The organism is Streptosporangium oxazolinicum, assembly GCF_039537505.1.
GTDB lineage: Bacteria > Actinomycetota > Actinomycetes > Streptosporangiales > Streptosporangiaceae > Streptosporangium > Streptosporangium oxazolinicum.
Map to the genome: position 1 here is coordinate 23,220 of NZ_BAABAQ010000021.1, position 24,957 is coordinate 48,176.

The 24,957-nt window shown below is 71.3% G+C and carries 23 protein-coding genes; 10 read left to right on the top strand and 13 right to left on the bottom strand.

What is annotated here, in order from left to right:
- Positions 1-34 precede the first annotated feature (34 nt).
- The 5 genes from ABD817_RS37765 to ABD817_RS37785 form a co-directional block, all read right to left on the bottom strand.
- Entirely contained in the window at positions 35-1,816 is a 1,782-nt protein-coding gene (locus tag ABD817_RS37765) for a nickel-dependent hydrogenase large subunit (protein ID WP_344923270.1), read from the bottom strand.
- A gap of 1 nt (position 1,817) precedes the next feature.
- Positions 1,818-2,894, bottom strand: a complete 1,077-nt coding sequence (locus tag ABD817_RS37770) for an NADH-quinone oxidoreductase subunit B family protein (RefSeq protein ID WP_344923271.1) — start codon at positions 2,892-2,894, stop codon at positions 1,818-1,820.
- A gap of 70 nt (positions 2,895-2,964) precedes the next feature.
- The gene (locus ABD817_RS37775) at positions 2,965-3,708 is read right to left on the bottom strand and encodes a D-sedoheptulose-7-phosphate isomerase (protein WP_344923272.1); all 744 of its coding nucleotides are present in this window, start codon (positions 3,706-3,708) and stop codon (positions 2,965-2,967) included.
- Complete coding sequence (locus ABD817_RS37780) at positions 3,695-3,943, bottom strand: HypC/HybG/HupF family hydrogenase formation chaperone (protein WP_329084487.1); 249 nt, start codon at positions 3,941-3,943, stop codon at positions 3,695-3,697. Before ABD817_RS37780 ends, ABD817_RS37775 begins: the two co-directional genes overlap by 14 nt.
- A complete protein-coding gene (locus tag ABD817_RS37785; protein ID WP_344923273.1) occupies positions 3,940-4,758 on the bottom strand; it encodes an SIS domain-containing protein in 819 nt (272 codons plus the stop codon). Before ABD817_RS37785 ends, ABD817_RS37780 begins: the two co-directional genes overlap by 4 nt.
- Before the next feature lie 170 nt (positions 4,759-4,928).
- Here ABD817_RS37785 and hypF point away from each other — a divergent pair, with 170 nt between their 5' ends.
- The gene (hypF, locus tag ABD817_RS37790) at positions 4,929-7,319 is read left to right on the top strand and encodes a carbamoyltransferase HypF (RefSeq protein WP_344923274.1); all 2,391 of its coding nucleotides are present in this window, start codon (positions 4,929-4,931) and stop codon (positions 7,317-7,319) included.
- A gap of 335 nt (positions 7,320-7,654) precedes the next feature.
- Here the strand turns inward: hypF and ABD817_RS37795 are convergent, their stop codons facing one another.
- The gene (locus ABD817_RS37795; protein ID WP_344923275.1) at positions 7,655-9,727 is read right to left on the bottom strand and encodes a prolyl oligopeptidase family serine peptidase; all 2,073 of its coding nucleotides are present in this window, start codon (positions 9,725-9,727) and stop codon (positions 7,655-7,657) included.
- A gap of 318 nt (positions 9,728-10,045) precedes the next feature.
- Between ABD817_RS37795 and ABD817_RS37800 the strand changes: the two genes are divergently transcribed.
- From ABD817_RS37800 to ABD817_RS37810, 3 genes are all read left to right on the top strand, one after another.
- Positions 10,046-10,555, top strand: a complete 510-nt coding sequence (locus ABD817_RS37800; protein WP_344923276.1) for an HNH endonuclease — start codon at positions 10,046-10,048, stop codon at positions 10,553-10,555.
- Between the two features lie 145 nt (positions 10,556-10,700).
- On the top strand, positions 10,701-11,522 hold the full coding sequence (locus ABD817_RS37805; protein ID WP_344923277.1) for a GNAT family N-acetyltransferase: 822 nt from the start codon (positions 10,701-10,703) through the stop codon (positions 11,520-11,522).
- 32 nt (positions 11,523-11,554) lie between these two features.
- Positions 11,555-11,773: an FmdB family zinc ribbon protein gene (locus ABD817_RS37810; RefSeq protein ID WP_344923278.1), complete on the top strand. Its 219-nt coding sequence runs from the start codon at positions 11,555-11,557 to the stop codon at positions 11,771-11,773.
- A gap of 79 nt (positions 11,774-11,852) precedes the next feature.
- Here the strand turns inward: ABD817_RS37810 and ABD817_RS37815 are convergent, their stop codons facing one another.
- From ABD817_RS37815 to ABD817_RS37825, 3 genes are all read right to left on the bottom strand, one after another.
- The gene (locus ABD817_RS37815) at positions 11,853-12,335 is read right to left on the bottom strand and encodes a helix-turn-helix transcriptional regulator (RefSeq protein WP_344923279.1); all 483 of its coding nucleotides are present in this window, start codon (positions 12,333-12,335) and stop codon (positions 11,853-11,855) included.
- Positions 12,336-12,416: 81 nt separating this feature from the next.
- Positions 12,417-14,255, bottom strand: a complete 1,839-nt coding sequence (gene ilvD, locus ABD817_RS37820; protein ID WP_344923280.1) for a dihydroxy-acid dehydratase — start codon at positions 14,253-14,255, stop codon at positions 12,417-12,419.
- Positions 14,256-14,786: 531 nt separating this feature from the next.
- The gene (locus ABD817_RS37825) at positions 14,787-15,611 is read right to left on the bottom strand and encodes a nuclease-related domain-containing protein (protein WP_344923281.1); all 825 of its coding nucleotides are present in this window, start codon (positions 15,609-15,611) and stop codon (positions 14,787-14,789) included.
- Positions 15,612-16,005: 394 nt separating this feature from the next.
- On the opposite strand from ABD817_RS37825, the gene ABD817_RS37830 reads away from it, so the two are divergent.
- The 3 genes from ABD817_RS37830 to ABD817_RS37840 all read left to right on the top strand — a co-directional run bounded on the left by ABD817_RS37830 (position 16,006) and on the right by ABD817_RS37840 (position 17,384).
- A complete protein-coding gene (locus ABD817_RS37830) occupies positions 16,006-16,305 on the top strand; it encodes a hypothetical protein (RefSeq protein WP_344923282.1) in 300 nt (99 codons plus the stop codon).
- Between the two features lie 47 nt (positions 16,306-16,352).
- Entirely contained in the window at positions 16,353-16,724 is a 372-nt protein-coding gene (locus tag ABD817_RS37835; RefSeq protein WP_344923283.1) for a DUF5130 family protein, read from the top strand.
- Between the two features lie 84 nt (positions 16,725-16,808).
- Entirely contained in the window at positions 16,809-17,384 is a 576-nt protein-coding gene (locus ABD817_RS37840; RefSeq protein ID WP_344923284.1) for a Pycsar system effector family protein, read from the top strand.
- 18 nt (positions 17,385-17,402) lie between these two features.
- Here the strand turns inward: ABD817_RS37840 and ABD817_RS37845 are convergent, their stop codons facing one another.
- Positions 17,403-18,365, bottom strand: coding sequence for a hypothetical protein (locus ABD817_RS37845; RefSeq protein ID WP_344923285.1), 963 nt, complete (start codon positions 18,363-18,365; stop codon positions 17,403-17,405).
- Positions 18,366-18,603: 238 nt separating this feature from the next.
- Positions 18,604-21,171 (bottom strand): aminopeptidase N, encoded by a 2,568-nt coding sequence (pepN, locus tag ABD817_RS37850; protein WP_344923286.1) that lies wholly within the window; start codon positions 21,169-21,171, stop codon positions 18,604-18,606.
- 221 nt (positions 21,172-21,392) lie between these two features.
- On the opposite strand from pepN, the gene ABD817_RS37855 reads away from it, so the two are divergent.
- Together ABD817_RS37855 and ABD817_RS37860 are read left to right on the top strand one after the other, a co-directional pair.
- The gene (locus ABD817_RS37855; protein WP_344923287.1) at positions 21,393-22,013 is read left to right on the top strand and encodes a mycothiol-dependent nitroreductase Rv2466c family protein; all 621 of its coding nucleotides are present in this window, start codon (positions 21,393-21,395) and stop codon (positions 22,011-22,013) included.
- Between the two features lie 172 nt (positions 22,014-22,185).
- Entirely contained in the window at positions 22,186-23,595 is a 1,410-nt protein-coding gene (locus ABD817_RS37860; protein ID WP_344923288.1) for an aldehyde dehydrogenase family protein, read from the top strand.
- A gap of 23 nt (positions 23,596-23,618) precedes the next feature.
- Here ABD817_RS37860 and def read toward each other — a convergent pair whose 3' ends face one another.
- Entirely contained in the window at positions 23,619-24,107 is a 489-nt protein-coding gene (def, locus tag ABD817_RS37865) for a peptide deformylase (protein WP_344923289.1), read from the bottom strand.
- Between the two features lie 99 nt (positions 24,108-24,206).
- Here def and ABD817_RS37870 point away from each other — a divergent pair, with 99 nt between their 5' ends.
- Positions 24,207-24,674: a ribose-5-phosphate isomerase gene (locus ABD817_RS37870; RefSeq protein ID WP_344923290.1), complete on the top strand. Its 468-nt coding sequence runs from the start codon at positions 24,207-24,209 to the stop codon at positions 24,672-24,674.
- A gap of 3 nt (positions 24,675-24,677) precedes the next feature.
- On the opposite strand, the gene ABD817_RS37875 is transcribed toward ABD817_RS37870, so the two are convergent.
- Complete coding sequence (locus tag ABD817_RS37875) at positions 24,678-24,863, bottom strand: hypothetical protein (protein ID WP_344923291.1); 186 nt, start codon at positions 24,861-24,863, stop codon at positions 24,678-24,680.
- Between the last annotated feature and the right edge of the window lie 94 nt (positions 24,864-24,957).

A 24,957-nucleotide genomic window follows, 5' to 3' on the forward strand; every position in this document is an offset into this window, starting at 1 on the left:
CCGGTGCCGGGACCGGTGCCGGGAAACGGCCGGCTCACGGGGTGCCGAAGGCGTGGGGGGTGTGCACCCTGCGAAGCTCGTCGCCGCCACCGAGGTACATGTGCACCCCGCACGGCAGGCACGGATCGAAGCTCCGCACGGTGCGCATGATGTCGATGCCCTTGAAGTCCTCGGGCGGGTTCTCCTCGAAGATCGGCGTGTTCTGCACCGCGTCCTCGTACGGCCCCGGCGTGCCGTGCACGTCGCGGACGCTGGCGTTCCAGGGAGTCGGCGGGTACGGGTGGTAGTTGGCGATCTTCCCGTTCCTGATCACCATGTGGTGGGAGAGCACGCCCCGCACGGCCTCGGTGAATCCGCAGCTGATCGCCTCGTCGGGAACCGTGAACGGCTCCCAGGTCTGGGTCCGGCCCGCCCGTACCTCGGCCAGGCCCTGCTCCACGAAGTAGAGCGCGCAGGCCGCCGCGTAGGCCTGGAAGTAGGTGCGGGCCCGGTTGCGCTCCAGGGCGTTGGACAGCGGCTGCCCCTTGAACTCGGGGATCGTCCACTCGAACGTCTTCTCCGGCCGCAGCGCCGTCTTCGGCAGGTTGATCTGCACGCTGTGGCCGGTCGACCTGACGTAGCCGATGTCGACCCTGCCGGACAGCGCCGTCGACCAGAGCCTGGCGATGGGCCCGCCGCCGGTGTCGAGCGCGAGCGCGTTCTCCCCGTCGAACCAGCGGGGCGACATGACCCAGCTGTACTTGTCGCTGAAGTCGCGTTTCTGTGGGTGCGGGATGGTGTGCTGGTTCCACGGATGCCGGATGTCGACCGGGTTGCCCAGCGGGTCGCGGGTGACGAACGGCTGCTGGTCCTGCCAGTCGTCGTAGTAGGAGCTGCCCAGCAGGATCCGGATGCCGAGGTTGATGTCGACCAGGTCGCTGGTGACCAGCTTGCCGTCGACGATCACCCCCGGCGTGACGTACATCTCGCGACCCCAGTGGCTCATGTTCTGGTAGGTGAAGTCGCAGTGCTCGGGGTTCTGGAAGCTTCCCCAGCAGCCGAGCAGCACCCGCCTGCGGCCGACCTCCTCGTAGCCGGGCAGCGCCTGGTAGAAGAAGTCGAACAGGTCGTCGTGCATGGGCACGACCCGCTTCATGAACTCGACGTAGCGCATCAGCCGGGTCAGGTAGTCGGTGAACAGCTGCACCGTCGCGACCGTGCCCACCCCGCCCGGGTAGAGCGTCGAGGGGTGGACGTGCCTGCCCTCCATAAGGCAGAACATCTCGCGGGTGAGGCGGCTCATTACCAGCGCCTCGCGGTAGAACTCGCCCTCCAGCGGGTTCAGCGAGCGCATGATGTCGGCGATGGTCTTGTAGCCGTGGTCGCCCGCGTGCGGCGCCTCGGTGCGCTCGGCCATCGCCAGCACCCCGGGGTTGGTCTCGCGGACCATCTTCTCGCAGTAGTCGACCCCCACCAGGTTCTCCTGGTAGAGGTTGTGGTCGAACATGTACTCGGCGGCCTCACCGAGGTTGAGGATCCACTCGCCCAGGGCCGGAGGCCGCACCCCGTACGCCATGTTCTGCGCGTAGACCGAACAGGTCGCGTGGTTGTCGCCGCAGATCCCGCAGATGCGGCTGGTGATGAAGTGGGCGTCGCGCGGGTCCTTGCCCTTCATGAAGATGCTGTAGCCGCGGAAGATCGACGAGGTGCTGTGACACTCGGCGACCCGCCGGTTCTTGAAATCGATCTTGCAGTAGATGCCGAGACTCCCGACGATCCTGGTGATGGGGTCCCAGGCCATCTCCACGAGGTCGGGGTTCTGCTCCGAGGTGGTCATGTCAGCTCCAGGGCGCCTTGTAGCCGGTCAGCAGCTCGCGCCCCTTGTGGCGCCATTTCGGTTCCTTGTCGACGGTCCGCAGGGTGATGCCGCGCAGCGCGCGGACGACGGTCCCGTACGCGCCGCTCACCGTCGAGGAGACGTGGGCGCCGGGTGGCTCGTCCATGAAGGGCATGAACTTGTCGGGGAAGCCCGGCATCGTGCAGGCGATGCAGATGCCCCCGACGTTCGGGCAGCCGCCGATCCCGTTCATCCAGCCGCGCTTGGGGACGTTGCACCGGACGACCGGCCCCCAGCAGCCGATCTTGACCAGGCACTTCGGGGAGCCGTACTCGGTGGTGAACTGGCCCTGCTCGTAGTAGCCCGCCCGGTCACACCCCTCGTGGACGGTCTGGGTGAACAGCCACGTCGGGCGCAGCGACTCGTCCAGCGGGATCATCGGCGCCTGCCCGGCGACCTGGTAGAGCAGGTAGAGGAGCGTCTCGGAGAGGTTGTCCGGCTGCACCGGGCAGCCCGGCACGTTGACGATCGGCAGCCCCGCCTTGGACGTCCAGTCCCAGCCCAGGTAGTCGGCGACGCCCATGGCCCCGGTCGGGTTTCCCGCCATGGCGTGGATGCCGCCGTACGCCGAGCAGGTGCCCGCGCACACGATCGCGGTCGCCTTGGGCGCGAGCAGGTCCAGCCACTCGCTGGTCGTCATGGGCTGGCCGGTCTCGGGGTTGTTGCCGAACCCGCACCAGTAGCCCTCCTGCTTGAGCGCCTCGTTCGGGATCGAGCCCTCGACGACCAGTACGAACGGGTCCAGCTCGCCGCGCTTGGCCTTGAAGAACCACTCGATGAAGACGTCGGCGCCCTGCATCGGCCCGGACTCGAAGTCGATCAGTGGCCAGTGCACGGCCACTTTGGGAAGCCCGGGAAGCCCGCCGAGCACGATGTCCTCGATACTCGGCTGGGTCGCCGCGGTGAGCGCGACGGAGTCACCGTCGCAGCTCAGTCCGGCGTTGATCCACAGTATGTGGACGACGGGTTCTTCCCGCTCCTGAGGTCTGTCGCTCACTGTGTCCGTCGGCGCTGCCATGACGCCTCCCCTCCTCGTGGATGTCTGTGGAACGTGAAGGGGGACGAAACGCGCGGATGACGGGTTCTCCTCACCCGGGGCTGGGCGCCCGAGGGGTCGGCGGCGATCCGAGCGCGTGCCAGGTGAGTTCCCTGAGCACGTGGTAGAGGGTGGTCTGAGCCTCCTGGATCCGGTGCACCGAGGAGGAGGGGACGACGAACAGGTGGTCCAGGACACCCCGTTCGGACAGTTCGGCCAGCCTGCCGCCCCCGCTCCCGGCCAGTCCGACGGTGAGCATGCCCCGGTGGGCCGCCTCCTCGAACGCCCGGACGACGTTGGCCGACCCGCCGCTCGTAGACAGGCCGACGGCGATGTCCCCCGGACGGCCCAGCGCCGCGAGCTGCCTGGCGAAGACCACCTCGAAGCCGACGTCGTTGGAGAGCGCGGTGACCACGGCGACATCGCCGGTCAGGCAGAGGGCGGGCAGGGCCGGGCCGAGGCGGGGGTGCAGGAAGGCGGTGGCGACCTCCTGGGCGTCGGTGCTGCTCCCGCCGTTGCCGAAGCTGAACAGCCGCCCGCCCGCGACGAACCGCGCGGCCATCTCCTCGGCGCACGCCGCCAGCTCCGCCGCCGACTCCTCGGCCAGCCGCCCGCGCAGCCGTACGATCTCGCCGGTCTTCTCCACGGCCGACCGTACGGCCTCCGCTTCCAGCTCCGCCGTTCCGAAGCCGGGCCGGTCGGGCCGGTCGGTGTGCGCATCGTGCTCGGTGCGGTCGTACAGGAAGGGGTACAGGCCGCGTATGCCCTCCGCGGGCGTTTCGTCAAGCGCGCTCATCGCCGTCCTTCCCCCTGCGGTTCCCGTGCCCGACCACGGCGATGGCCTCCCTGGCGTGGACGAGGACGATGTCGCCCACCGCCGGGTCGACCAGTGCCACGCTCACCTCTTCGAGGACCCCGCCCGCGTCGACGATCGCGAGCTCTCCCTCCAGCAGCCTGACCACGCTCATCGGCAGCGCCTGGTCGGAGCAGGTGACGCAGACACCGTCGGTGCAGTCCTCGGGCCCGTTCATCGCTCCGCCCCCCGCGCGGGCGGGCCGAGCCGGTCGAGGAACACGTGGACCAGCTCCCACAGCAGGTGGTAGGCGGTGACGTGGACCTCCTTGACCACGGCGGGGTCGTCGGACGCGGCGACCAGGACGTGGTCGGCCGGAAGGCGGCCGGTCAGGGGGTGCGCGGTGACGGTGTGCGCGGTCGTGCCGTGCGCGGTCGTGCCGTGCGTGGTCGTGTTGTGCGTGGTCGTACTGTGTGTGGTCAAGGTGTGCTCGGTCGTGGTGTGCTCGGTCGTGGTGTGCCCGGCCGGGAGAGGGCCGGTCCCCTCACCGCCCCCGGCTCCGTGGTCCCCGGCGCCGGTCAGGGCGATGGTCAGCAGCCCCAGTTCCCCGGCGGTCTCCAGCCCCCGCAGGACGCTCGGGCACCGGATGTCCCGGGAGATCCCCAGGGCCGTGTCCGCGGCGTCCGCCCAGTGGCGCACCCGATGGGCGAGGACCTCGTCGCCGTCCTCGTCGTTCACCCCGCCGGCCGTCGTGGCGTCGGTGCTCAGCGCCACCGCCGGGAGCGCCCTCTTGCCCACGATGACCGGGTGCATGAACTCGACCGCGACGTGCGCGGCGTCCGCGCCCGCGTCGCCGAACACGATCAGCTTGCCGCCGAGGTGGAACCTGGCGGCCATGGCCCGAGCGGCACTCGCGACACGTCCCACGTCACCCGCCAGGGCACGCCCGGCGTGGTCCCGGCGCGCGAAGGCCGCGACGACCGCCGCCTCCGTGACCGGTATGACGGCCGGTGGTGAGAGAGGCGCTGTTTGCGTACTCGGTGTGCCAGGCATGTCGACGCTCCGTATTTTTCACGGTAGTCGCCACATTACGATTGGCCGTTTCAGGCTCGACACCCCCGGCTCGACAACCAACGGCAAAGCTCTGATCATTGACGTAACCTTCCCGTCCAGATCATGCGAGCCCCCGAGGCATCCCCGCCGGGCGCGGGAAGGATGGCGGGATGGGCACGGGACGGGGACCGGCGCGGATCCGGGTCAGGATCAGGGTCGAGGGGATCGTGCAGGGGGTGGGATTCCGCCCCCACGTCCACTCCCTGGCCCGGCGGCTGAGGCTGTCCGGGTGGGTGGGCAACGACGACCGGGGCGTGTTCATCGAGGCCGAGGGGGAGCCCGGCGACGTCGCGTGCTTCCGGGAGGGCCTGCGGGACCAGGCCCCGCCGCTGGCGGCGATCCACCGCGTGACGACCACCGCGATACCGGTACGCGGGGACCGGGGGTTCCGCATCGCGGCCAGCCAAGGGGGAAACCACCGCGTCACCCTTGTCTCACCCGATGTCGCGACATGTGATGACTGTCTGGCCGAACTGTTCGACCCCGCCGACCGGCGTCACCGCCACCCCTTCGTCAACTGCACCAACTGCGGGCCGAGGTTCACCATCATCCGGGACGTCCCCTACGACCGGCCCGCCACCACGATGGGCGGGTTCGCCATGTGCGGGGAGTGCGAGAGGGAGTACCTCGACCCGTCGGACCGCAGGTTCCACGCCCAGCCGATCTGCTGCCCGGCCTGCGGCCCGGTCCTCCGCCTGCTGGACGGCGGCCTCCACGACGATGATCCGCCCCCTCGGGGCCCCGGTGACAGCCTGGACGGCGGCGGTCCTCGTAGCGATGGCGCGCACGCACGCGGTCCGGGCGATGGCGCCGATCCGATCGGGGCGGCGGTGGAGGTGCTGCGAGCGGGCGGCGTCCTGGCCGTCAAGGGACTCGGCGGGTATCACCTGGCGGTCGACGCCACCGACGAGGAGGCCACCCGGGTCCTGCGCTCCCGCAAGCACCGCGAGGAGCGGCCGTTCGCGGTCATGGTCCCCGACCTGCGTGCCGCGCGGGCGCTGTGCGAGCTGGACGCCGAGGCCGAGCGGCTGCTCACCGGCCCCCAGCGCCCGATCGTGCTGCTGCCCCGCCGCCCCGGCGCCGAGGTGGCCGGAGCCGTCGCGCCGGGCGACCGCCGCCTCGGCCTGATGCTGCCGTACACGCCGGTCCACCACCTGCTCGCCGCCGAACTCGCCCGCCCGTGCGTGCTCACCAGCGGGAACCTCTCCGACGAGCCCATCGCCTACCGCGACGGCGACGCGCTCGCCCGGCTCGCCGGGGTCGCGGACGCCTTCCTCACCCACGACCGGCCGATCCACGTCCGCGCCGACGACTCCGTGCTCCTCGCCGCGCGGGGCGGGGCGTTGCCGCTGCGCAGATCACGCGGGTACGCCCCGGAGCCCCTGCGGCTCTCACCGCCCGCCAGGAGGGCCGTGCTCGCCTGCGGCGCCGAGCTGAAGAGCACGTTCTGCCTCGCGAGGCAGGGGCACGCCTTCGTCTCCCACCACATCGGCGACCTGGAGAACTACGAGACGCTGCGCTCCTTCACCGAGGGGATCGAGCATCTCCGGCGCCTGCTCGGGATCACCCCGGGGCTCGTCGCCCACGACCTCCACCCCGAATACCTGTCCACCAAGTACGCCCTCGGCCTGGAGACGCCGGGATCGGTGGACCTGACCGGTGTCCAGCACCACCACGCGCACATCGCCTCCTGCCTCGCCGACAACCGGGAGAGCGGCCCGGTCATCGGGGTGGCCTTCGACGGCCTCGGTTACGGCACCGACGGCACCATCTGGGGCGGCGAGTTCCTGGTGGCCGACCTGGTGGGTTTCACCCGTGCCGGGCGCCTGGCGCCGGTGCCGATGCCCGGCGGCACCGCGGCGATCAGGCAGCCTTGGCGGATGGCGGCGGCGCACCTGCACGCGGCGTACGGGGACGGGCTCCCGGAGGACCTGCCGGTCAGGGCCCGCCACGGGCACCGCTGGGACGAGGTGGTCGCGGTGGCCAGGGCCGGGACGAACTCCCCGCTCACCTCCAGCGCCGGACGCCTGTTCGACGCGGTGGCGGCGATCCTTGGGCTCCGCGACACCGCCGGATACGAGGGGCAGGCCGCGATCGCCCTGGAGCAGTGCGCCGACCCGACGGAGCAGGGCGCCTACCAGGCACGGATCGCCGACGAGGGGCCGCTCGTGACGATCAGGGCCGCGGACCTCGTCCGCGCGGTCGTCGAGGACACGCGTGCCGGGGCGGTCCCGGCGCGCGTCGCGGCCCGCTTCCACAACGGGCTCGCCGTCGCCGCCGCCCGGGTGTGCGCGCGGCTGCGCGACGACACCGGCCTCGGCACGGTCGCCCTGTCGGGAGGGGTCTTCCAGAACCGGCTGCTGCTGGACGGCCTCACCACCGCCCTCCGGCTCCGCGGCCTGCGGGTCCTCACCCACCGCGCCGTCCCCCCGAACGACGGCGGCGTCAGCTTCGGCCAGGCCGCCGTGGCCGCGGCCCGCGACACCCTCGGCCTCCCCTAAGCAGGCACGTCCGGCCTCCCCTAGTGCGACGTTCCTCAAAGCAGGTCGAGAACGGGCTATCAAGAACCCAAGGTCGCTGGGGTGATCCTTCCCGTCTACAACCTCCTGGGCCGGTGGGGATCTGCACTTCCAGTGAGGAACGCAGCACTAGGCAGGCGCGTCGCCGTACCGGATCCACCGCACCCCGGCAGCCGCGCCGGGGCCCCGGGGCCGCTCAGCGTGAGCGGCGCGCCGCCCCCGGCGGGCCGACAGCCCGGCCGCCGCGCCCGTCGAGGAGGCGCCTCCGGACTCCCGGACGCGCCCCTTTCGACCGAAGGCTCTGTGAGCTCACGCCCTCAGGAGGTCAGCCCGGTGTGGTGGGCGAGGAAGGTGAGCTGGTCGGCGGCGAGCTCGACGGTCTTGCTCACCGCGCGGGCCCCGTGACCGGCCTCCGCCTCGTTGCGGAGCAGGATCGGCCGCTCCGAGGCCTGGGCGTGCTGCAGGGCGGCGCACATCTTCCAGGCGTGCAGCGGGTGGACCCGGGTGTCGGACTGGAAGACGGTGAACAGCGTCGCCGGGTAGGACACCCCCTCCCGCACGTGGTGGTACGGGGAGTAGGAGTGCAGCCAGGCGAACTCGTCGGGCTTCTCGGCGGAGCCGTACTCGACGTTCCACGTCGCGCCCAGGCCGAACAGCTCGTAGCGGATCATGTCGAGCAGCGGTGCCGAGCAGACCACCGCGGCGTACAGGTCGGGGCGCTGGGTCAGGCCCGCGCCGACCAGCAGGCCGCCGTTCGAACCGCCGGAGATGGCCAGCCGCGAGGACGTGGTCACCCCGGTGGCGATCAGGTGCTCGGCCGCGGCGTGCAGGTCGTCGAACACGTTCTGCTTGAGGGAGAGCATCCCGGCCCGGTGCCACTCCTCGCCCTGCTCACCGCCGCCGCGCAGCTGGGCGATGGCGTACGTGCCGCCCGCCTCGACCCAGCTCAGGATGGACGCCGAGTAGCCGGGGGTCATCGAGATGCCGAAGCCGCCGTAGCCGTACAGGATGGTGGGGCGCGGGCCCTCGGCGCCGGGCGGGGAGATCACCAGCATGTGGACCTCGCTGCCGTCTGCCGAGAGGTAGGTCACCTGCTCGGTCTTGACGGCGGGGACCTCGACGGCGCCGGGGGAGGCCGCCCAGAGCGTCGTCTCGCCGGTGCGGGCGTCGTAGCGCTGGATGCTCGGCGGCACGGTGTTGTCGGTGTAGCCGAACCAGGCTTCGTGGCCGCCCTCGGGGCGCTCGCTGATGCCGCCGATGGTGCCCAGCCCCGGGGTCGGCACCTCGCCGACACGCTCGCCGGTGACCAGGTCGTGGACCGAGATCTCGCTGATCGCGTGACGGGTCCAGGCGACGAGCATGACCGGCCGGTCGAGATCGTCGAGGATCGCGAAGTCGGTCAGCACGGCCTCGGGGTCCTGCGGGATCAGGTCGCGCCACTTCTCGAACCACGGCTCGGACGGGTCGGTCACGCAGACGCGGGCGCGCGGGGCGTCCCGGTCGGTGAAGACGTACAGGCGGCCGTCGCGGCCGAAGTGCAGGGCGCTCTGGGCGTCGACGCCCTCCTGGACGACGACCAGGTCGGGCGAGGAGGGGGAGGACGCCTGGAGGTCGGCGACCCACAGGTCGTTGCGCGGGGCCGTACCCCTGGAGGCGGAGATCTGCAGCCAGCGGCCGTCGAGGGAGACCGCCACGCCGTAGTAATTGGTCTTCTCCAGGCCCTCGCCGAAGATCAGGACGTCCTCGGCGGTGGAGGTGCCGACCCTGTGCAGGTAGACACGGCGGTGGAACTGCTCCTCACCCTCGGGCACCTCGGTGGCGGGCAGCCTGCGCACGTAGTAGAAGGCCTCGCCGCCCGGCAGCCACGCCACGGGGGAGTAGCGGCAGCGGTCGATCGGCCCCTCGATCCGGTCACCGTACGCGACGTCCATGAGGTAGAGGCTCGACTCCTCGTCACCGCCCACCGAGACCTGGTAGGCGAGCAGGCGGCCCTCCTTGTCGGGCTGCCAGGAGTCGAGGGTGGTCAGCCCGGTCGGGTCGAGCGTCATCGGGTCGAGCAGCGCCCGCTCGGCGCCGCCGGGGTCCACGGTGTAGAGGACGGCGTGCTCCTGCCCGGGGGTGCGCCGCATGAAGAAACGCCGCTCCCCGCGCCACGTCGGCGCGCCGATCGACCCCGATCCGAGCAACTCCGCGATCCTGGCCTTGAAGCCCTCACGGCCGGGAAGGGCGTCCAGCTCGCTCTCCAGCAGTCTCTCCTGCCCCACCAGCCAATCCTTCGTCGCCGGATCGTCCGGGTCCTCAAGCCATCGATAGGGGTCGGGAACAGGCACACCGTGGAGCTCGTCGACGAGCTCAAGGCGGCTGGCTGGAGGGTAAGGCTGTCGCGTCATGGCTCGAACACTACGACCTCGGGGCCGCGGGACGGCGGCATTGCGCGGGGGGCGTATCTGATCTACGGCAGGAGGAGTTAAGAACTGGTAATGCGGGCATAAAACGTATCAGGTGTCTCTCCAGTCATTTATGGGTGGCGAGAACCAGGTTGCAGCAGCCAAACTTGGTGAAGGACGGTGCCGTGGTGAGCATCCGCTGGGCCGTCCGGCGGAGGTCCTCGTGACGGAAGCGCCCGGGCCCCAGGAGGGGCCGCCAGCCGGGGCACGCAGTGGCGTGCCCCCTCAATCGACGCGTCGCACGGCGGGAGAGGCCCGCTGATGCGCCAAGTCCTGCTCTTGAACGCCACCTACGAACCCCTGACCACACTCTCCCTGCACCGAGCCGTCGTGCTCGTCCTCAGGGAGAAGGCGGACGTCGTGCACCGCGACGGGCGGGGCGCCGTGTTCCGCTCGGCGAGCCGCACGCTCGACGTTCCCTCGGTGATCAGGCTTCGGAGATATGTCCGGATCCCATACCGGTCGCGGATCCCGCTGACCCGGACCGCGCTGATGCGCCGGGACGACTACCGGTGCGCCTACTGCGGCCAGCGGGCCGAGACCATCGACCACGTCATCCCGCGCTCCCGAGGCGGCCCCCACACGTGGGAGAACTGCGTCGCGTCGTGCACGACGTGCAACCACCGCAAGGCCGACCGCATGCTGGAGGAGCTGGGGTGGACGCTCGACGTCGCCCCGGTGGTGCCACGCGGCGTCCACTGGAGGTTGATCGGCGCGCACATCGTCGGCGATCCCCAGTGGGCGCCCTACCTCGCGGAGAGCGCGGCCTGAGGGCCGGTGTCCGGATGACGGGGCCGACGCGGCCACCCCGCGGAACGCGGCCGCGGCGGCCTCGTCGGCTCCGGCCGCCCTGTCACGCCCGCGTGCCGGGCGCCACCCGCCGGCACGGAGGATCCACGATCGGCACAATCACCCCATGACATGGATCTTCACCTCCGATGCCGAGGCGTACACGGGCGTGGCGGAGCCGTGGCTGTTGCGCGATCCGGTGCGCAACACCGTCCCGCTCACGGTCCTGCGTGCGATACGCGGCGGCCTGTGGGGCGACGACGTGCTGCTGGGGCGGCTGGAGCGCGACGGCCGGGTCGTGGCGGCGGCCATCCAGACGCCTCCCCACGCCCTCCTGCTCCCCGAGATCCCCGCCGACACCGTGCCGGAGCTCGCCACCCGCCTGATCGAGACGGAGCGGGCGATCTCCGGCGTGAACGGGCCGCTCCCGCTGGCCGAGACGTTCGCCGCATCCTGGTGGCGGCCCGAGGCCGGGCGCCGCGCCGAGCGCCTCTACCGGCTCGACGCGCTCGCCTCCCCGGCGCCCCCGGTGGACGGGGCCTCTCGTGTCGCCGTCGCCACCGATCTCGACCTCCTGGTCCGGTGGGGGGAGGAGTTCCAGGCCGAGGCCGAGGGGGTCGCCCACGTCGACCTGACCGCGCTGGTGGCCAGCCGGATCGCCAGACGGGAACTGGTCGTGTGGGAGGCGGGCGGGCGATCCGTAGCGTTCGCCGGGGCCTCCGCGTCCCTCGGCGGGATGTCCCGGATCGGCCCGGTCTACACGCCCCCGGAGTTTCGCGGGAAGGGTTACGGCAGCGCGATCTCGCACGCGGTGAGTGCCAAGGTGAGGGCCGAGGGCGCCGCCGAGGTGCTGCTCTTCACCGATCTGTCCAACGCCACGGCCAACTCGATCTACCAGGCGATCGGCTACCGGCCGGTGAGCGACTACGCCTCGATCACCTTCGCGTGAGAGATCCGGGCGACCTGGGTAACCTTGGGGTCATGCCCCGATACGACTTCCGCTGCCGCGCCTGCGGGTCCACCTTCGAGATCTCCCGCCCGATGGCCCGCTCCGGCGATCCGGCGCTCTGCCCCGACGGCCACGACGACACCGTCAAACTGCTTTCCACGGTCGCCGTGACCGGCGGCTCCTCCGCCGCCGCGCCCCAGCCCTCCGGCGGTGGCGGTGGCGGGTGTTGCGGGGGCGGCTGCTGCGGCTAGGCCCGCGCATCCGGGTCTGTCACCCGGATCGGCTCGCGCCGCCGGGTGACAGATCCAACGAATCCGACCGGCTGTCCGGCTAGGCGGCGCGCTTGCCCTGGAAGGGCAGGAACGCCTCGGCCCGGTGCGGGCGGGCCGGCACGAAGGTGGGCTCGGTGGCGATGATCCGGTCGAACCTGAAGGCCCGGATCGCGCCGCGCATGCGGCACATTCCGACGAGATACCAGTATTCGCGGTGGACCATGCAGGTCACCGGGTCGACGTCGCGGACGGTGACCCGCCCGGAGACGTCCTGGTAGTGGAGGCGGATGACGAGGTTTGAGGTGATGGCGTTGGCGATCGTCCGGGCTCGGTCGGCGATAGGGGCGGACATCGGCTCGGTGAGGGTCGCCAGGGTGGTGGCGACGACGTCGTCGTCGAGCTCCATCTGCTCGAAGGCGTGGCGCAGACCGCTGCGGGCGGCGTTGGCCTGCGGACCCGACCCCAGATGCGCCATCGACAGGGCGAGTGCGGCGATCTCGGCGGCCGTGAGCGGGGCGGTGAGCTTCATGACATCAGCCATACCCTGATAATACGGCCGAGTACCGACATTTTTTCGAACTTCCTGTCGGGTAAGACATCTCTACCCGACAGGAAGCCCAGGTCAGCGGGACAGCTGCGACAGGTCGCGCGAGGCGCCGGTGGAGGCCGAGGTGGTGAGCGCGGCGTACGCCTGGAGCGCGGCGCTCACCTGGCGCTGGCGGTCGCGCGGCCGGTAGCCGCCCAGGTCGGCCAGGAGCTTCTCACGACGGGCGGCCAGCTCCTCCTCGGAGACCTTCAGCTCGATCGAACGGCCGGGGATGTCGATCGCGACGAGGTCGCCGTCCTCGACGAGGGCGATGGTGCCGCCCTCGGCCGCCTCGGGGGAGGCGTGGCCGATGGACAGCCCGCTCGTGCCGCCGGAGAAGCGGCCGTCGGTGACCAGCGCGCAGTCCTTGCCCAGCCCCTTGCCCTTGAGGAACGAGGTGGGGTAAAGCATCTCCTGCATGCCGGGCCCGCCCTTCGGCCCCTCGTAGCGGATCACCACGACGTCGCCGGCCTTGACCCTGTTGTTGAGGATGCCCTCGACCGCGTCGTCCTGCGACTCGAAGACCACGGCCGGGCCCTCGAACCTCCAGATCGACTCGTCGACCCCAGCGGTCTTGACGATGCAGCCCTCGGTGGCGACGTTGCCGTACAGGACGGCGAGGCCGCCGTCGCGGGTGTAGGCGTGCTCGGCGTCGCGGACGCAGCCCTCGGACCGGTCGAGGTCCAGCTCCTCCCAGCGGGCGCCCTGGGAGAAGGGCTTCACGGTACGGACGTTGCCGGGGGCCGCGTGCCACAGCTCCAGCGCCTCGGGCAGCACCTGCGGCGACCGGGGGTCCCAGCCGTCGAGGTAGTCGCCCAGGGTGCCGCCGTTGACGGTGTACGCGTCGCGGTGGATCAGGCCCGCCCGGTCGAGCTCGCCCAGGATCGCCGGGATGCCGCCCGCGCGGTGGACGTCCTCGACGTGGTACTTCGCCGTGGCGGGGGCGACCTTGCACAGGCAGGGCACCCGCAGCGAGATCTCGTTGATCTCCTTCAGCCCGAAGTCGACCCGGGCCTCGCGGGCCGCGGCCAGGATGTGCAGGATCGTGTTGGTCGAGCCGCCCATCGCCACGTCCAGCGCCATGGCGTTCTCGAACGCGTCCTTGGTCGCGATGGCACGCGGCAGGACCGTCTCGTCGTCCTGCTCGTAGTAGCGGCGGGTGATCTCCACCAGCTGGCGCCCGGCGTCCTCGAACAGCTTCCTGCGCGCCTTGTGGGTGGCGAGGATCGTGCCGTTGCCGGGGAGCGCGAGGCCGATGGCCTCGGCCAGGCAGTTCATCGAGTTGGCGGTGAACATCCCGCTGCACGAACCGCAGGTCGGGCAGGCGTTCTCCTCCATCTCCAGCAGCTCGGCGTCGGAGACGGCGTCGTTGGCGGCGGCGATCATCGGGTCGATCAGGTCGAGCTTGCCGTTGGGGGTCTTGCCCGCCTCCATCGGCCCGCCGGAGACGAAGACCGTGGGGATGTTGAGCCTGAAGGCGGCGAGCAGCATGCCCGGGGTGATCTTGTCGCAGTTGGAGACGCAGATCAGGGCGTCGGCGCAGTGCGCGTTGACCATGTACTCGACCGCGTCCGCGATCAGCTCCCGGCTGGGCAGCGAGTAGAGCATGCCGCCGTGGCCCATCGCGATGCCGTCGTCGACCGCGATCGTGTTGAACTCGCGCGGGATCGCGCCCGCCTCGCGGATCGCGCCGGCGACGACGTCGCCGACCTCACGGAGGTGGACGTGCCCGGGAACGAACTGGGTGAAGCTGTTGGCCACGGCGATGATCGGTTTCCCGAAGTCCTCACCGGCCACACCCGTCGCCCGGAGCAGGGCCCGGGCCCCGGCCATGTTCCTGCCGTGAGTGACCGTACGCGACCTGAGGGCGGGCATGAGGCTTCTCCCATCATCGAAACCGTGTCTACAAATGGTACGGCTACCGCCCGGTGCGTGAGACGCCTGTCCATGCCGCGAGACATCCGGCTCGTGACCACACGTTCCGTGAACAGCGCACGGGCACGATCGGCGTACCGGACGAGGTGACGCGGCGGTGACGAGGCGGGGGGCGGCGAGGCGCCGCGCAGGTCACGCGCAGGTCGTCGGGACGGTTCCGGGACGCCGACGGGGCACGGGGTGGGCACCGGGGCGGCGGCCGGCGGGCCCGATACGGGCCCAGGGTGTTCTCCGACACTACCAAGGTCTCCGCGCCCGGCGAACCCGGGGCGAGCGGCACCCGGGGCGGCTCCCCGGCCACCCGCCTCGGTCACCCGACGCGTCGCCCGCGACGGGCGCCCGCGCGGAAGGGGAGAGCGGGAAGGGGGAGACGGGAGTCGCCGGGCCGGGGCGCCGGAGCGGGGCTGACTCCCGTCGGTCCCGGCGGGAGAGAAGCGGTCGTGCGAGAACGGGCCTGCGGGACGTCCGGAATCAGTTCTCCGGGTAGCGGGCGGGCAGCACCTGCTCGGCGGCCTCGAAGATCCTGTCGATCTCGGCGTCGGTGAGTGAGCGTTCCCGCTTGGTGATCCATTTACGGACACGACTGCCGTCGAATACGTCGACCTCGCGGACGTTGAGGACCTTCCAGGGGATGGCCGGGCCGTAGATCGCCAGGGACGGCACGATCGTGACCTCGCGGCCCAGCTCGGCGCCGATCAGCTCTCCGGCCTGGGAGGCCTCCCAGCGGGCCTCGTCGAGGCGGGGCTTCTGGCTGAACGGGCCGTGGAAGAGCTTGCGGTGCGACTGGACGCGGACCGGCAGGCGCTTGTCCCACTTCTCGGAGTCGACCGCGTAGACGCCGGTGGGGCCCACGACCAGATGGTCGATCTGGGCCTCGCTGCCGGGGATCGCACGGGCGTGCAGGGTGCGGTAACCCCCGCGCTCCAGCCGCTTCAGCTGCATCTCCGTGCGCCGCTCCGCGACCGAGGCGCGCCGCCAGGCGGGCACCGAGGAGTTGGAGCGGGCGCGCAGCACCGTGTCGACGATCGCGGCCACCACGGCGGCGGTGAAGCCCAGCGGCCAGCTGGCCAGCAGGATGCCCGCGAGCACGCCGACGCCGACCGCGATGAGGGCGCGCCGGCGCAGATGGCGGTACTTCGGGTGGTCGAGCAGGCCGCGCAGCGAGGCGCGCTCGACGGGTGCGTACGTAGACGCTGGCGCGGCGGGTCGAGACGTCGGCCGGTCCTCGGCCTGTCGGTCACTGACCCAAATCGGTGACGTAGTGTTACCGTCTTCTGGTACCTGACCGGAATCCACGTAACTCACGGTAGCTGACGTCCTTGGGGGTGCCTAGTATTGCGTATCTCATACTTTTGTGACCGCCGTCACCCGCTTGGCGCTGCTATGAACCGGGTAGCCTAGGGCTTTTCGTTCTGGACGACCGGGTGTTCTGCGCCTGCCGCGCGGGGCGTGACCCACGTTCACGATCTTAACGCCATGGAGCGGCCGGCCGGCGGTGAACCTCCCGCCGCACCGGAGCGCCGAGGGTCTGCCGATCGGCGTGATGCCGACCCGGGGGTTCGGCGGCGAGGGTCCCCTGATCTCCGCGTCGTCGCGGATCGAGGCCGCCAGAAGGGGGTTTCCGGGGCGAGCGCGGGCCCGCCGCCCGGTAGCCCTCGACGGGTGGTCGGCGCCGGGTTACTTTTGAGGTGTGGACAGTGCGATCGAGGTCTTCGGCTTTCTCGTCGGAGTCTCCGGCGGTCTGTTCGTGCTCATCGTCCTGCTCGTGACGATGCCCGGCAGGATGCGCGACCACGCCGCGAGGAGCACCTCGGCGGGCGCGGTCTGGCTGGGTGGCCCGTTGGGCAGCGAGCGGGGGATCACCGACTCGGTCCTGGTGCTCACCGAGCGGCGTCCGGCCCGGCCCCCGGCGCCGGAGGTCGACTGGGTCTCGCTCGCGGAGACCTCCGAGCCCGGACGGCACACCGGCGGGGCGTCGGCGGCCTGGTGACCTCGGTCGATGAGTCGCGAGACCATCGCCGAACCGGTGAAGGCGAGGTGACGGAGATGCTCACCCTGACCTCGACACAGGGGGACGATGTCCGCGAGGCCCTGCGGACGGCGGAACGGCGTACCGGCCTGCGCTTCGCCGCCTACCTCGGTCCGGCGATCGGGCCGCGCCGCCACTTCTCCGAGCGGCTGCACGCCGCGCTGGGGGCCGACGCCGACAGGGCCGTGCTCGTCTTCGTGGACCAGCGGGGCAAAGCCCTGGAGATCGTCACGGGCTCCCTGGCCGGGAAGTGGCTGCCCGACGCCGAGTGCCGCGTGGCCGCGACGTCGATGGCCGCGATGTTCGGCCTGGGTGACCTGGTGGGCGGGCTGGTCACCGGGGTCCTGCTGCTCGCGGACCAGGCGTCGCGCCGCCGATGATCCTGCCCGGCCCCGCCGGACAGAATGATCGCGCAGGCGGTCCTTCCGGGCGGGACGAGGGTGGTTTTCCCGGATAATCGGCTCGTGCTGAGGATCAGGTGGGACGCGCTGCGGGGTCGCTCCCGCAGGAGGTTCACGGCGGAACGGGAGCCCGGCAGGATCCTCGACTACGTCCAGGCGACGCTCGCGGACGCCCGCCGGAGGGTCCGCGGGGAGGACGAGACGGCGGCCATCCTGCTGTTCACGACGGGGGCCGCCGCCGGCGTCGTCGTCGTCGGCCTGCTGAACGGCCACTGGAGGCCCGGCGAGCTGTCCAGCAAGGTCGAGTGGCTCTGGTGGACGAGCATGTTCTTCTGGCTGATGGGGATCCTCGTGCTCGCCGGAGCCCTCTGGCGCCGTACCGCCGGGCTCGCGGCCAGGGCCCTGGAGCGGCGCCGCTTCTACCCCGGCGGGTTCGCCGGGGACCCGACGCCGGGACCGGACCCCCGGCTGGGGTACGAGGTGGGATCGAGCGCGGGGGTCGACCTGCTCGTCCTGGAGATCAGGAGGCTCAACGCCCTCGGGGACGCCAAGCGGCGCTTCGTCCGCCGGGGTGTCCTGCTCATGACGGTCTCCGTCGCCTGCTGCGCGCTGTCGGTGTTCGTCGACGGCCGGCTCTGAGTCTCCGGGCCCGCCCGGTCAGGGCTGGAGAAGCTTCACCAGGTACGTGCTGATGTCCGCCAGCAGCGTCGAGGGCTTTACCGGGGCGCCCGCGACGGCGGAGAACAGGGCCGGCAACCCCGGCAGTGGGAAGCCGTCGTCGTCGGACGCCTCGCCGCCCACGCCGTTCTTGGCCAGGACGGATCGGCTGCGCTCCCAGGCCTCGGTGACCTCCTCGGGGGAGGGCACGCCGAACCCGTGGCCCACCGGGGCCGCGTGGCGCAACCGCACCAGCGGGGTCTCCGAGAAGGCCAGGGCCACCCGGGAACGCAGCGCGAGGTCGTCGCGGCGGTCCGGCTTTACCCAGTCCATCGCGGTGCAGGGGTTGCGGCACTCGGCCACGCAGGTGGCCAGCGCCCCGGCCACCTGGCTGTGCTGGCGGTCGAAGTAGGCGCGCCACCCCTCGGCGGGCTCCCCGGCCACCCGCAGGGTCCGGTTCACGGCCGACTGCTCGGCCCTCGTGTGGTCGCAGTCGCGGTCGCCGATCACCCCGAACCTGCTGCCCGGCGCGGTGAGCCCCTCCGGCCAGCGCGCCGGGTCCCCGGCGTTGCCGAGCACCGGTTCGAAGGCGAGCAGCGGGAGATACTCGCTGGCGATGTGCACGGCGGCGACCATGGGGCTCAGCTCGCGGCGGTGCCACCTGACCGCGATGACCTCCAGCAGCAGCCCGTACGCGGGCCGCAGTGACTCCAGCGCGCCGCGCGGCTGCTCGCGGGGCGTCTGCGGCATCGTGCAGGCCCGCGCCCGCCGCCGCAGGTCACTCGGCACGGCCCGCGCTTCGGCGGCGAAGTCCTCCGCGTCGAGCGAGAGCAGCCGCTGGCCGAACTCGCACGCCGCCTCGATGTTGGCCGCGTCCGCCACGACGCCCGAGGCGAGGGCGCCGACATCGCCGAAGGCGTATCTCCGGGCCAGGGAGACGAGCAGGTCACGCGCCGATTCCACGTGATTTACCCTCTCATGACCCATGAACGACGGGACCGGTGTCCACGCACAGCGAGACGCGGGACGCTTCCCACGCTTGACGACTATTTCTATCAGTGTTTACCGGAAACCACTTAAAGCGTCGCCTCGGGGAGACCGGGAGACACGCCCCTCGCTGTGACGGCGAGGGGCGTCCGCGTGCCGGGTCTCCGAGCCTCTTGAGAGGCCCGGAGACCCGGCACGTTCGCGTGAGGCGGGGTCAGCCCGCCGAGGCGTCCTTGGCCTGGGCGCGCAGGGCGCGGCCGATGCCGTCGGCGCCTTCGAGCAGCAGGCGCTTGAGGGCCTGCGGCGGCTGGGTGGACGAGATGAGGTCCTGGGTCCTGGCGACCGTCCCGGGGGAGATGTTCAGCGCCGGGTAGCAGCCGTTCGCGAAGTTCTGGGCGCTGTCGGAGGTCCAGGACTTCCAGATCCTGCCGATCTCCTCGAAGTACCTCTCCCCGTACGGCTCCAGCAGGTCCGGGTGGCGCGGGTCCATGAAACCGACGAGCGTCGAGCGGAGCAGCGCGCCGCTCAGCTTGCCCTCGACGATCGCGGCCCAGGCGTTCGCCTTGCCCTGGGCCGTCGGGATCCCGGCGCGGCAGAGCGCGGCGGAGCGCTCGCCCGTCGCGGTGGCGTCGCGCAGCAGCTCCTGGGCGACGTCCTCCTCGCCGAGCAGGCCGCCGGAGACCAGGGCGCCGGTCAGCGTCCAGCGCAGGTCGGTGTCGACGACGAGGCCGTCGAGCACCGTCTCGCCGTCCAGCAGCCCCTTCAGGAACGCCAGGTCCTCGGTGGAGGCGGCCACGGCCGACAGCGCGTTCAGGTAGGCGAGCTGGTGGTCGGAGCCGGGCTCGGCCGAGGTGACCAGGCGGCGCAGCGCGGCGGCGAGCCGGGCCAGGCCCTCGGGGCGCCAGGCGGGGTCGGCGTACTGCTGGACGGCCAGGCGGGCCTGGCGGAGCACGGTCTGGGCGACCGTGATGTCCGTGACCGACTCGATGTTGGAGATGACCAGGGTGAGGTAGTCGCGGGTGGACATCTCGGCGTCGCGGGTCATGTCCCAGGCGGCCGACCAGCACAGCGCGCGGGGCAGGGACTCGGTGAACCTGCCGATGCCGCCCTCCGTCACGGTCCGCAGCGACCGCTCGTCGAGCCTGACCTTGGCGTACGTCAGGTCGTCGTCGTTGATCAGGATCAGGTCCGGCTGGACCTCGCCGACCAGCTCGGCCACGGCCGTGCGCGCGCCGACGACGTCCAGCTCGACCCGCTTGACGCGGACCAGCTCGCCGTCCCGCACGGAGTACAGGCCGATGGCGACGCGGTGCGAGCGCAGCGTCGGGTAGTCGGCCGGGGCCTCCTGGAGCACGTCGAACTCCAGGAAACGGCCCTCGGGGTCGACGGTGAACGACGGGCGCAGCGTGTTGACCCAGGAGGTCTCCAGCCACTCCTTCGACCAGGAGGACAGGTCGCGCCCCGAGGTGCGCTCCAGCGCGCCGAGCAGGTCCGCGAGCGTGGTGTTGCCCCAGGCGTGCTCGTTGAAGTAGGCGCGGACCCCGGCCAGGAAGTTGTCCAGCCCCACGTAGGCGACGAGCTGCTTGAGGACCGAGGCGCCCTTGGCGTACGTGATCCCGTCGAAGTTGACCTCGACCGCGTGCATGTCGACGATGTCGGCGGCGATCGGGTGGGTCGAGGGCAGCTGGTCCTGGCGGTAGGCCCAGGCCTTCTCGACGTTGGCGAAGGTCGTCCAGGCGCCCTGGCCCCAGCGGGTGGCCTCGGCCTGGCAGAGCACCGAGGCGTAGGTGGCGAACGACTCGTTCAGCCACAGGTCGTCCCACCAGCGCATGGTGACCAGGTCACCGAACCACATGTGCGCCATCTCGTGCAGGATCGTCTCGGCGCGGCGCTCGATCACCGCGTCCGTGACGCGCGAGCGGAAGACGTAGTCCTCCAGGAAGGTCACGCAGCCCGCGTTCTCCATCGCCCCGGCGTTGAACTCGGGGACGAAGAGCTGGTCGTACTTCCCGAACGGGTAGCGGACGCCGAAGACGCGGTGGAAGAAGTCGAAGCCCTGCCTGGTCACCTCGAAGAGGTTGTCCGCGTCGAGGTGCTCGGCGAGCGAGGCCCGGCAGTACAGCCCCAGCGGGATGCCGTCGTGCTCGGAGGTCACCTTGTGGTACGGCCCGGCGCACAGCGCGGTGATGTAGGTCGACATCACCGGGGAGGGCGGGAAGTGCCAGCGCCTGGCCGCCTGCTGCGCGCCGTGCTTGCCGTGGTGCTCGGCCAGCTCCTCGGAGGTGTCGGGCGCCGCGTTGGAGATGACCTCCCAGTGGGACGGCGCGAGCACGGTCAGCTCGAAGGTGGCCTTGAGGTCGGGCTGGTCGAAGCACGCGTACATCCGGTGCGCGTCGGCCGTCTCGAACTGGCTGTGCAGGTAGACGCTCTTGTCGACCGGATCGACGAAGCGGTGCAGGCCCTCGCCGGTGCGGCTGTAGGAACAGTCGGCGTCCACGCGCAGCTCGTTGGTCTCGGCCAGGCCCGGCAGCGGCAGCCGCCCGGTCTCCGGGTCGTAGCCGCTCACGTCCAGCTCGACGCCGTTCAGGACGGCCTTGCGCACCTTCGCGCCGGCCAGGTCGACGAACGTCCCCGCACCCGGCCGGGTGCTGGTGAAGCGGACCGTGGTGACGCTCTCGAAGCGCTCCTCACCCTCGGTCAGGTCGAGCTCCACCGTATAGGACCGCACGCTGAGCAGCCGTGCGCGCTCGCGCGCCTCGTCACGGGTCAGATTGCCTGCCACTACCGCTCCCTCTTCACAACTTCCCCCGCTCCATTGCTAAGGGGTGACTGAATCCTGCCACGTAAGGCCGCACAGCGCCGCTTCGCCTCAGCCTGCGGACCGATACCCAGATTTGAGAATAAAGAGGCATGTCAAGGTATTAATCCACCTGTGGAATAGGGAACTCCGCCGTCCGGGTTGTCGCTACCGAAGCAGCCTCACGACCAGGAAGCGGAACGAAGATGACTGAGCGAACCCCCGTTGATCTCTGGTTCGATCCCTTCTGCCCATTCGCGTGGATGACCTCTCGCTGGTTGCTGGAGGTGGAGAAGGTGCGGCCGATCGAGCCACGCTGGCACATCATGAGCCTCAACGTGCTGAACGAGGACAAGGACGTCCCCGAGAGCTACCGCGAGATGATCGCCAAGGCCATCGGACCGGTCCGGGTGGTCACCGCCGTGCAGGAGAAGTACGACTCCGAGACGGTGGGCCGCCTCTACACCGAGCTGGGCACCCGTTTCCACAACCGGGGCAGGGTCAAGGAGCTCGACAGGCTCCGCGAGACCGTCGAGGAGGCGCTGGAGGCCGCGGGGCTCGACCGCGCGTTCGCCGACGCGATGGACTCGACGGAGTTCGACGAGGCCCTGCGCGCCTCGCACAACGACGGCATCGACCGGGTCGGCCAGGAGGTCGGCACCCCGGTGATCTCCGTCGAGGGCGTCGCCTTCTTCGGCCCGGTCATCTCGCCGGCCCCCAAGGGTGAGGAGGCGGGCAAACTCTGGGACGGCGTGCGCCTGGTGGCGGGCACCGACGGCTTCTTCGAGCTCAAGCGCTCCAGGACCCGGCCGCCGATCTTCGACTGAGCCGTTCCTCGCCGGTCTCCGCCCGCCGGTGCCGCCCGTCGCGCGCGACCGCGCCGGACGGCCCGGCCCCGCCGCGTCCACCCGTAGTGCTCCCGTACAAAGATCATCTCTGTACGGGAGCCACGCCCCGCTCGCCCTCGCGTAACAGCGGCACGCACGCCAGGATGAGAGCATGCGTCACCTTTATCTGGACGGAGCCTGGCGGGCGTCCGCGTCGGGCGAGAGCGTCGACGTGGTCAATCCCGCGACCGAGGAGCTGATCGACAGGGTTCCCGCCGGGGCGCCCGCCGACGTCGAGGCCGCCGTGGCCGCCGCCCGCGAGGCCTTCCCCTCCTGGTCGGCGACGGCCCCCGCCGAGCGGGGCAGGATCCTCGCCGCGGCCGCCGACCTGATACGAGAGCGCTCCGACCAGATCGCCAGGATCATCGCCACGGACATGGGCGCCCCGTACGGCATGGCGATGAGGGTGCAGACGCTGATGCCGGCCGGGGTGCTGGCCTCCTACGCCCAGCTGGCCGGCACCTACGACTTCGAGGGCGGGCAGGTCGGCAACTCCCGCGTCTTCAGGGAGCCGGTCGGGGTGGTCGCCGCCATCACCCCCTGGAACTACCCGCTCCACCAGGTCGTCTGCAAGGTGGGCGCCGCGCTCGCCGCGGGCTGCACGGTCGTGCTGAAGCCCAGCGAGGTGGCGCCGCTCGCGGCCTTCGCGCTCGCCGGGATCTTCGACGAGGTCAGGCTGCCCGCCGGGGTCCTCAACCTGGTCAGCGGCTACGGGCCGGTGGTGGGCGAGGCCCTGGCCGCCCATCCCGACGTGGACATGGTGTCGTTCACCGGCTCCACCGGGGCCGGGCGCCGGGTCGCCGCGCTCGCGGCCGAGACGATCAAACGGGTGGCCCTGGAACTCGGCGGCAAGTCCGCCAGCCTGATCCTGCCGGACGCCGACCTGAAGGCGGCGGTCAAGGCGACGGTGGCCAACGCCTTCGTCAACTCCGGCCAGACCTGTTCGGCATGGACCCGCATGATCGTCCACCGCGACCGGTACGACGAGGCCGTCCGCCTCGCCGTCGAGGCCGCCGGGGGATACACCGTCGGCGACCCCTTCGACGAGGCGACCAGGCTCGGTCCCCTCGTGTCCGCGGCCCAGCGCGATCGGGTCGTCCGCTACATCAACCGGGGCCAGGAGGAGGGCGCCCGGCTGGTCGCCGGAGGCGCCGACCGGCCCCTGGAACGCGGCTTCTACGTCGAGCCCACGGTGTTCGCCGGGGTGGAGCCGGGGATGGTGATCGAGCAGGAGGAGATCTTCGGCCCGGTCCTCACGATCATCCCCTACCTCCGGGGTGAGGACGAGGCGGTCGACATCGCCAACGGCACGCCGTACGGCCTGGCGGGCGCGGTGTGGGCGGGCGACGAGCAGCGGGCCGTCGCGGTCGCCCGGCGGCTGCGCACCGGCCAGGTGGCGGTCAACGGCGGCCGGTTCAACCCGCGGGCGCCCTTCGGCGGCTACAAGCAGTCGGGCCTCGGCCGCGAGCTGGGCGAGTTCGGGCTGGAGGAGTATCTGGAGATCAAAGCCGTCCAGTTCTGACGGCCGCCCGGCGGCCACGGGGGTCAGGGCGCCTGGAGCAGGACCTTCCTCGCGGCGTCCCTGGCCAGCCTGTCCACGTAGAGCCTGCCGTCGAGGTGGTCGGTCTCGTGCTGGAAGCAGCGGGCCAGCGTGCCGCGGGCCCTGACCCGGATCGGCCGCCCCAGCCGGTCCAGGCCGCTCACGGTGACCCCCGCGGCCCGGGGCGTCCTGGCGTAGATCGGGTTGCCGGTCCCTCGGTCGGGGACGGACAGGCAGCCCTCCTCGTCGAGGACCTCGGCGTCGTCGTCCACGGTCAGCTCCGGGTTGATCACATGGCCCTTGCGGTTGCTGCAGTCGTAGACGAAGATCCGCTTCGACACGCCGATCTGCGGACCGGCCAGGCCGACGCCCCGCGCGGCGTACATCACGGTGAACATCTCGTCGATCATGCGCCGCAGGTCGCGGTCGAAGTCGGTGATCGGCTCGGCGGGTGTGCGCAGGACAGGGTCACCGACCACTCGGATGTCACGCATGTGGGGGCTCTCTCTTGTAAGGGTTCCATGAGTACTTCGGCTGTTACTCTAGCCGGGGGCCGGGTGGAGCCGCCCGCGCACACCTGCGAAACTGGGCGGGTGCGCGTCTACATCGGTGCCGACCATGCCGGCTATGAGCTCAAGAACCACGTCGTCTCCTGGCTGAAGGAGCACGGCCACGAGGTCGAGGACTGCGGTCCCTTCGTCTACGACGCGGAGGACGACTACCCGCCGTTCGTGCTGCGCGCGGCCGAGGGCGTCGTGGGCGACCCGGGCAGCCTGGGCGTCGTCATCGGCGGCTCGGGCAACGGCGAGCAGATCGCCGCCAACAAGGTGCGCGGCGTCCGCGCCGCCCTGGCCTGGAGCGAGGAGACCGCCAGGCTCGCCCGCGAGCACAACAACGCCAACGTCGTCAGCATCGGCTCGCGGATGCACGAGACGGAGGAGGCGATCCGGTTCGTCGAGACCTTCCTCGGCACCTCCTACTCCGGGGCCGAGCGGCACAACCGCAGGATCGCGCAGCTCACCTCGTACGAGACCATCGGCCAGCTCCCGCCGCTGCCGTAGTCGTCACCGGTCGCGCTCCCCGCGCGCCGGTTCGCCGCGGCGCGTCCCGTTGCGCGCGGGCTCCTTGCGGGGCGTCTCGTCGCGCAGGGGGCGGCGGTCCGCGGCCTCCTGCTGCTCCCGCGACGGGCGTGAGACGTCTCGCGCCCGCATCGCGGTGATCGCGGTGATCTGCAAGCTCTGCAGTGCCATGCCCGCCACCATAACCCGCTCCGGCGGCTCCCGTCCGGCCCCGGCCCTCCTCGGGTGACCGGCTCCGGCCGCCAGGGGAGAGCGGGGGACCGGG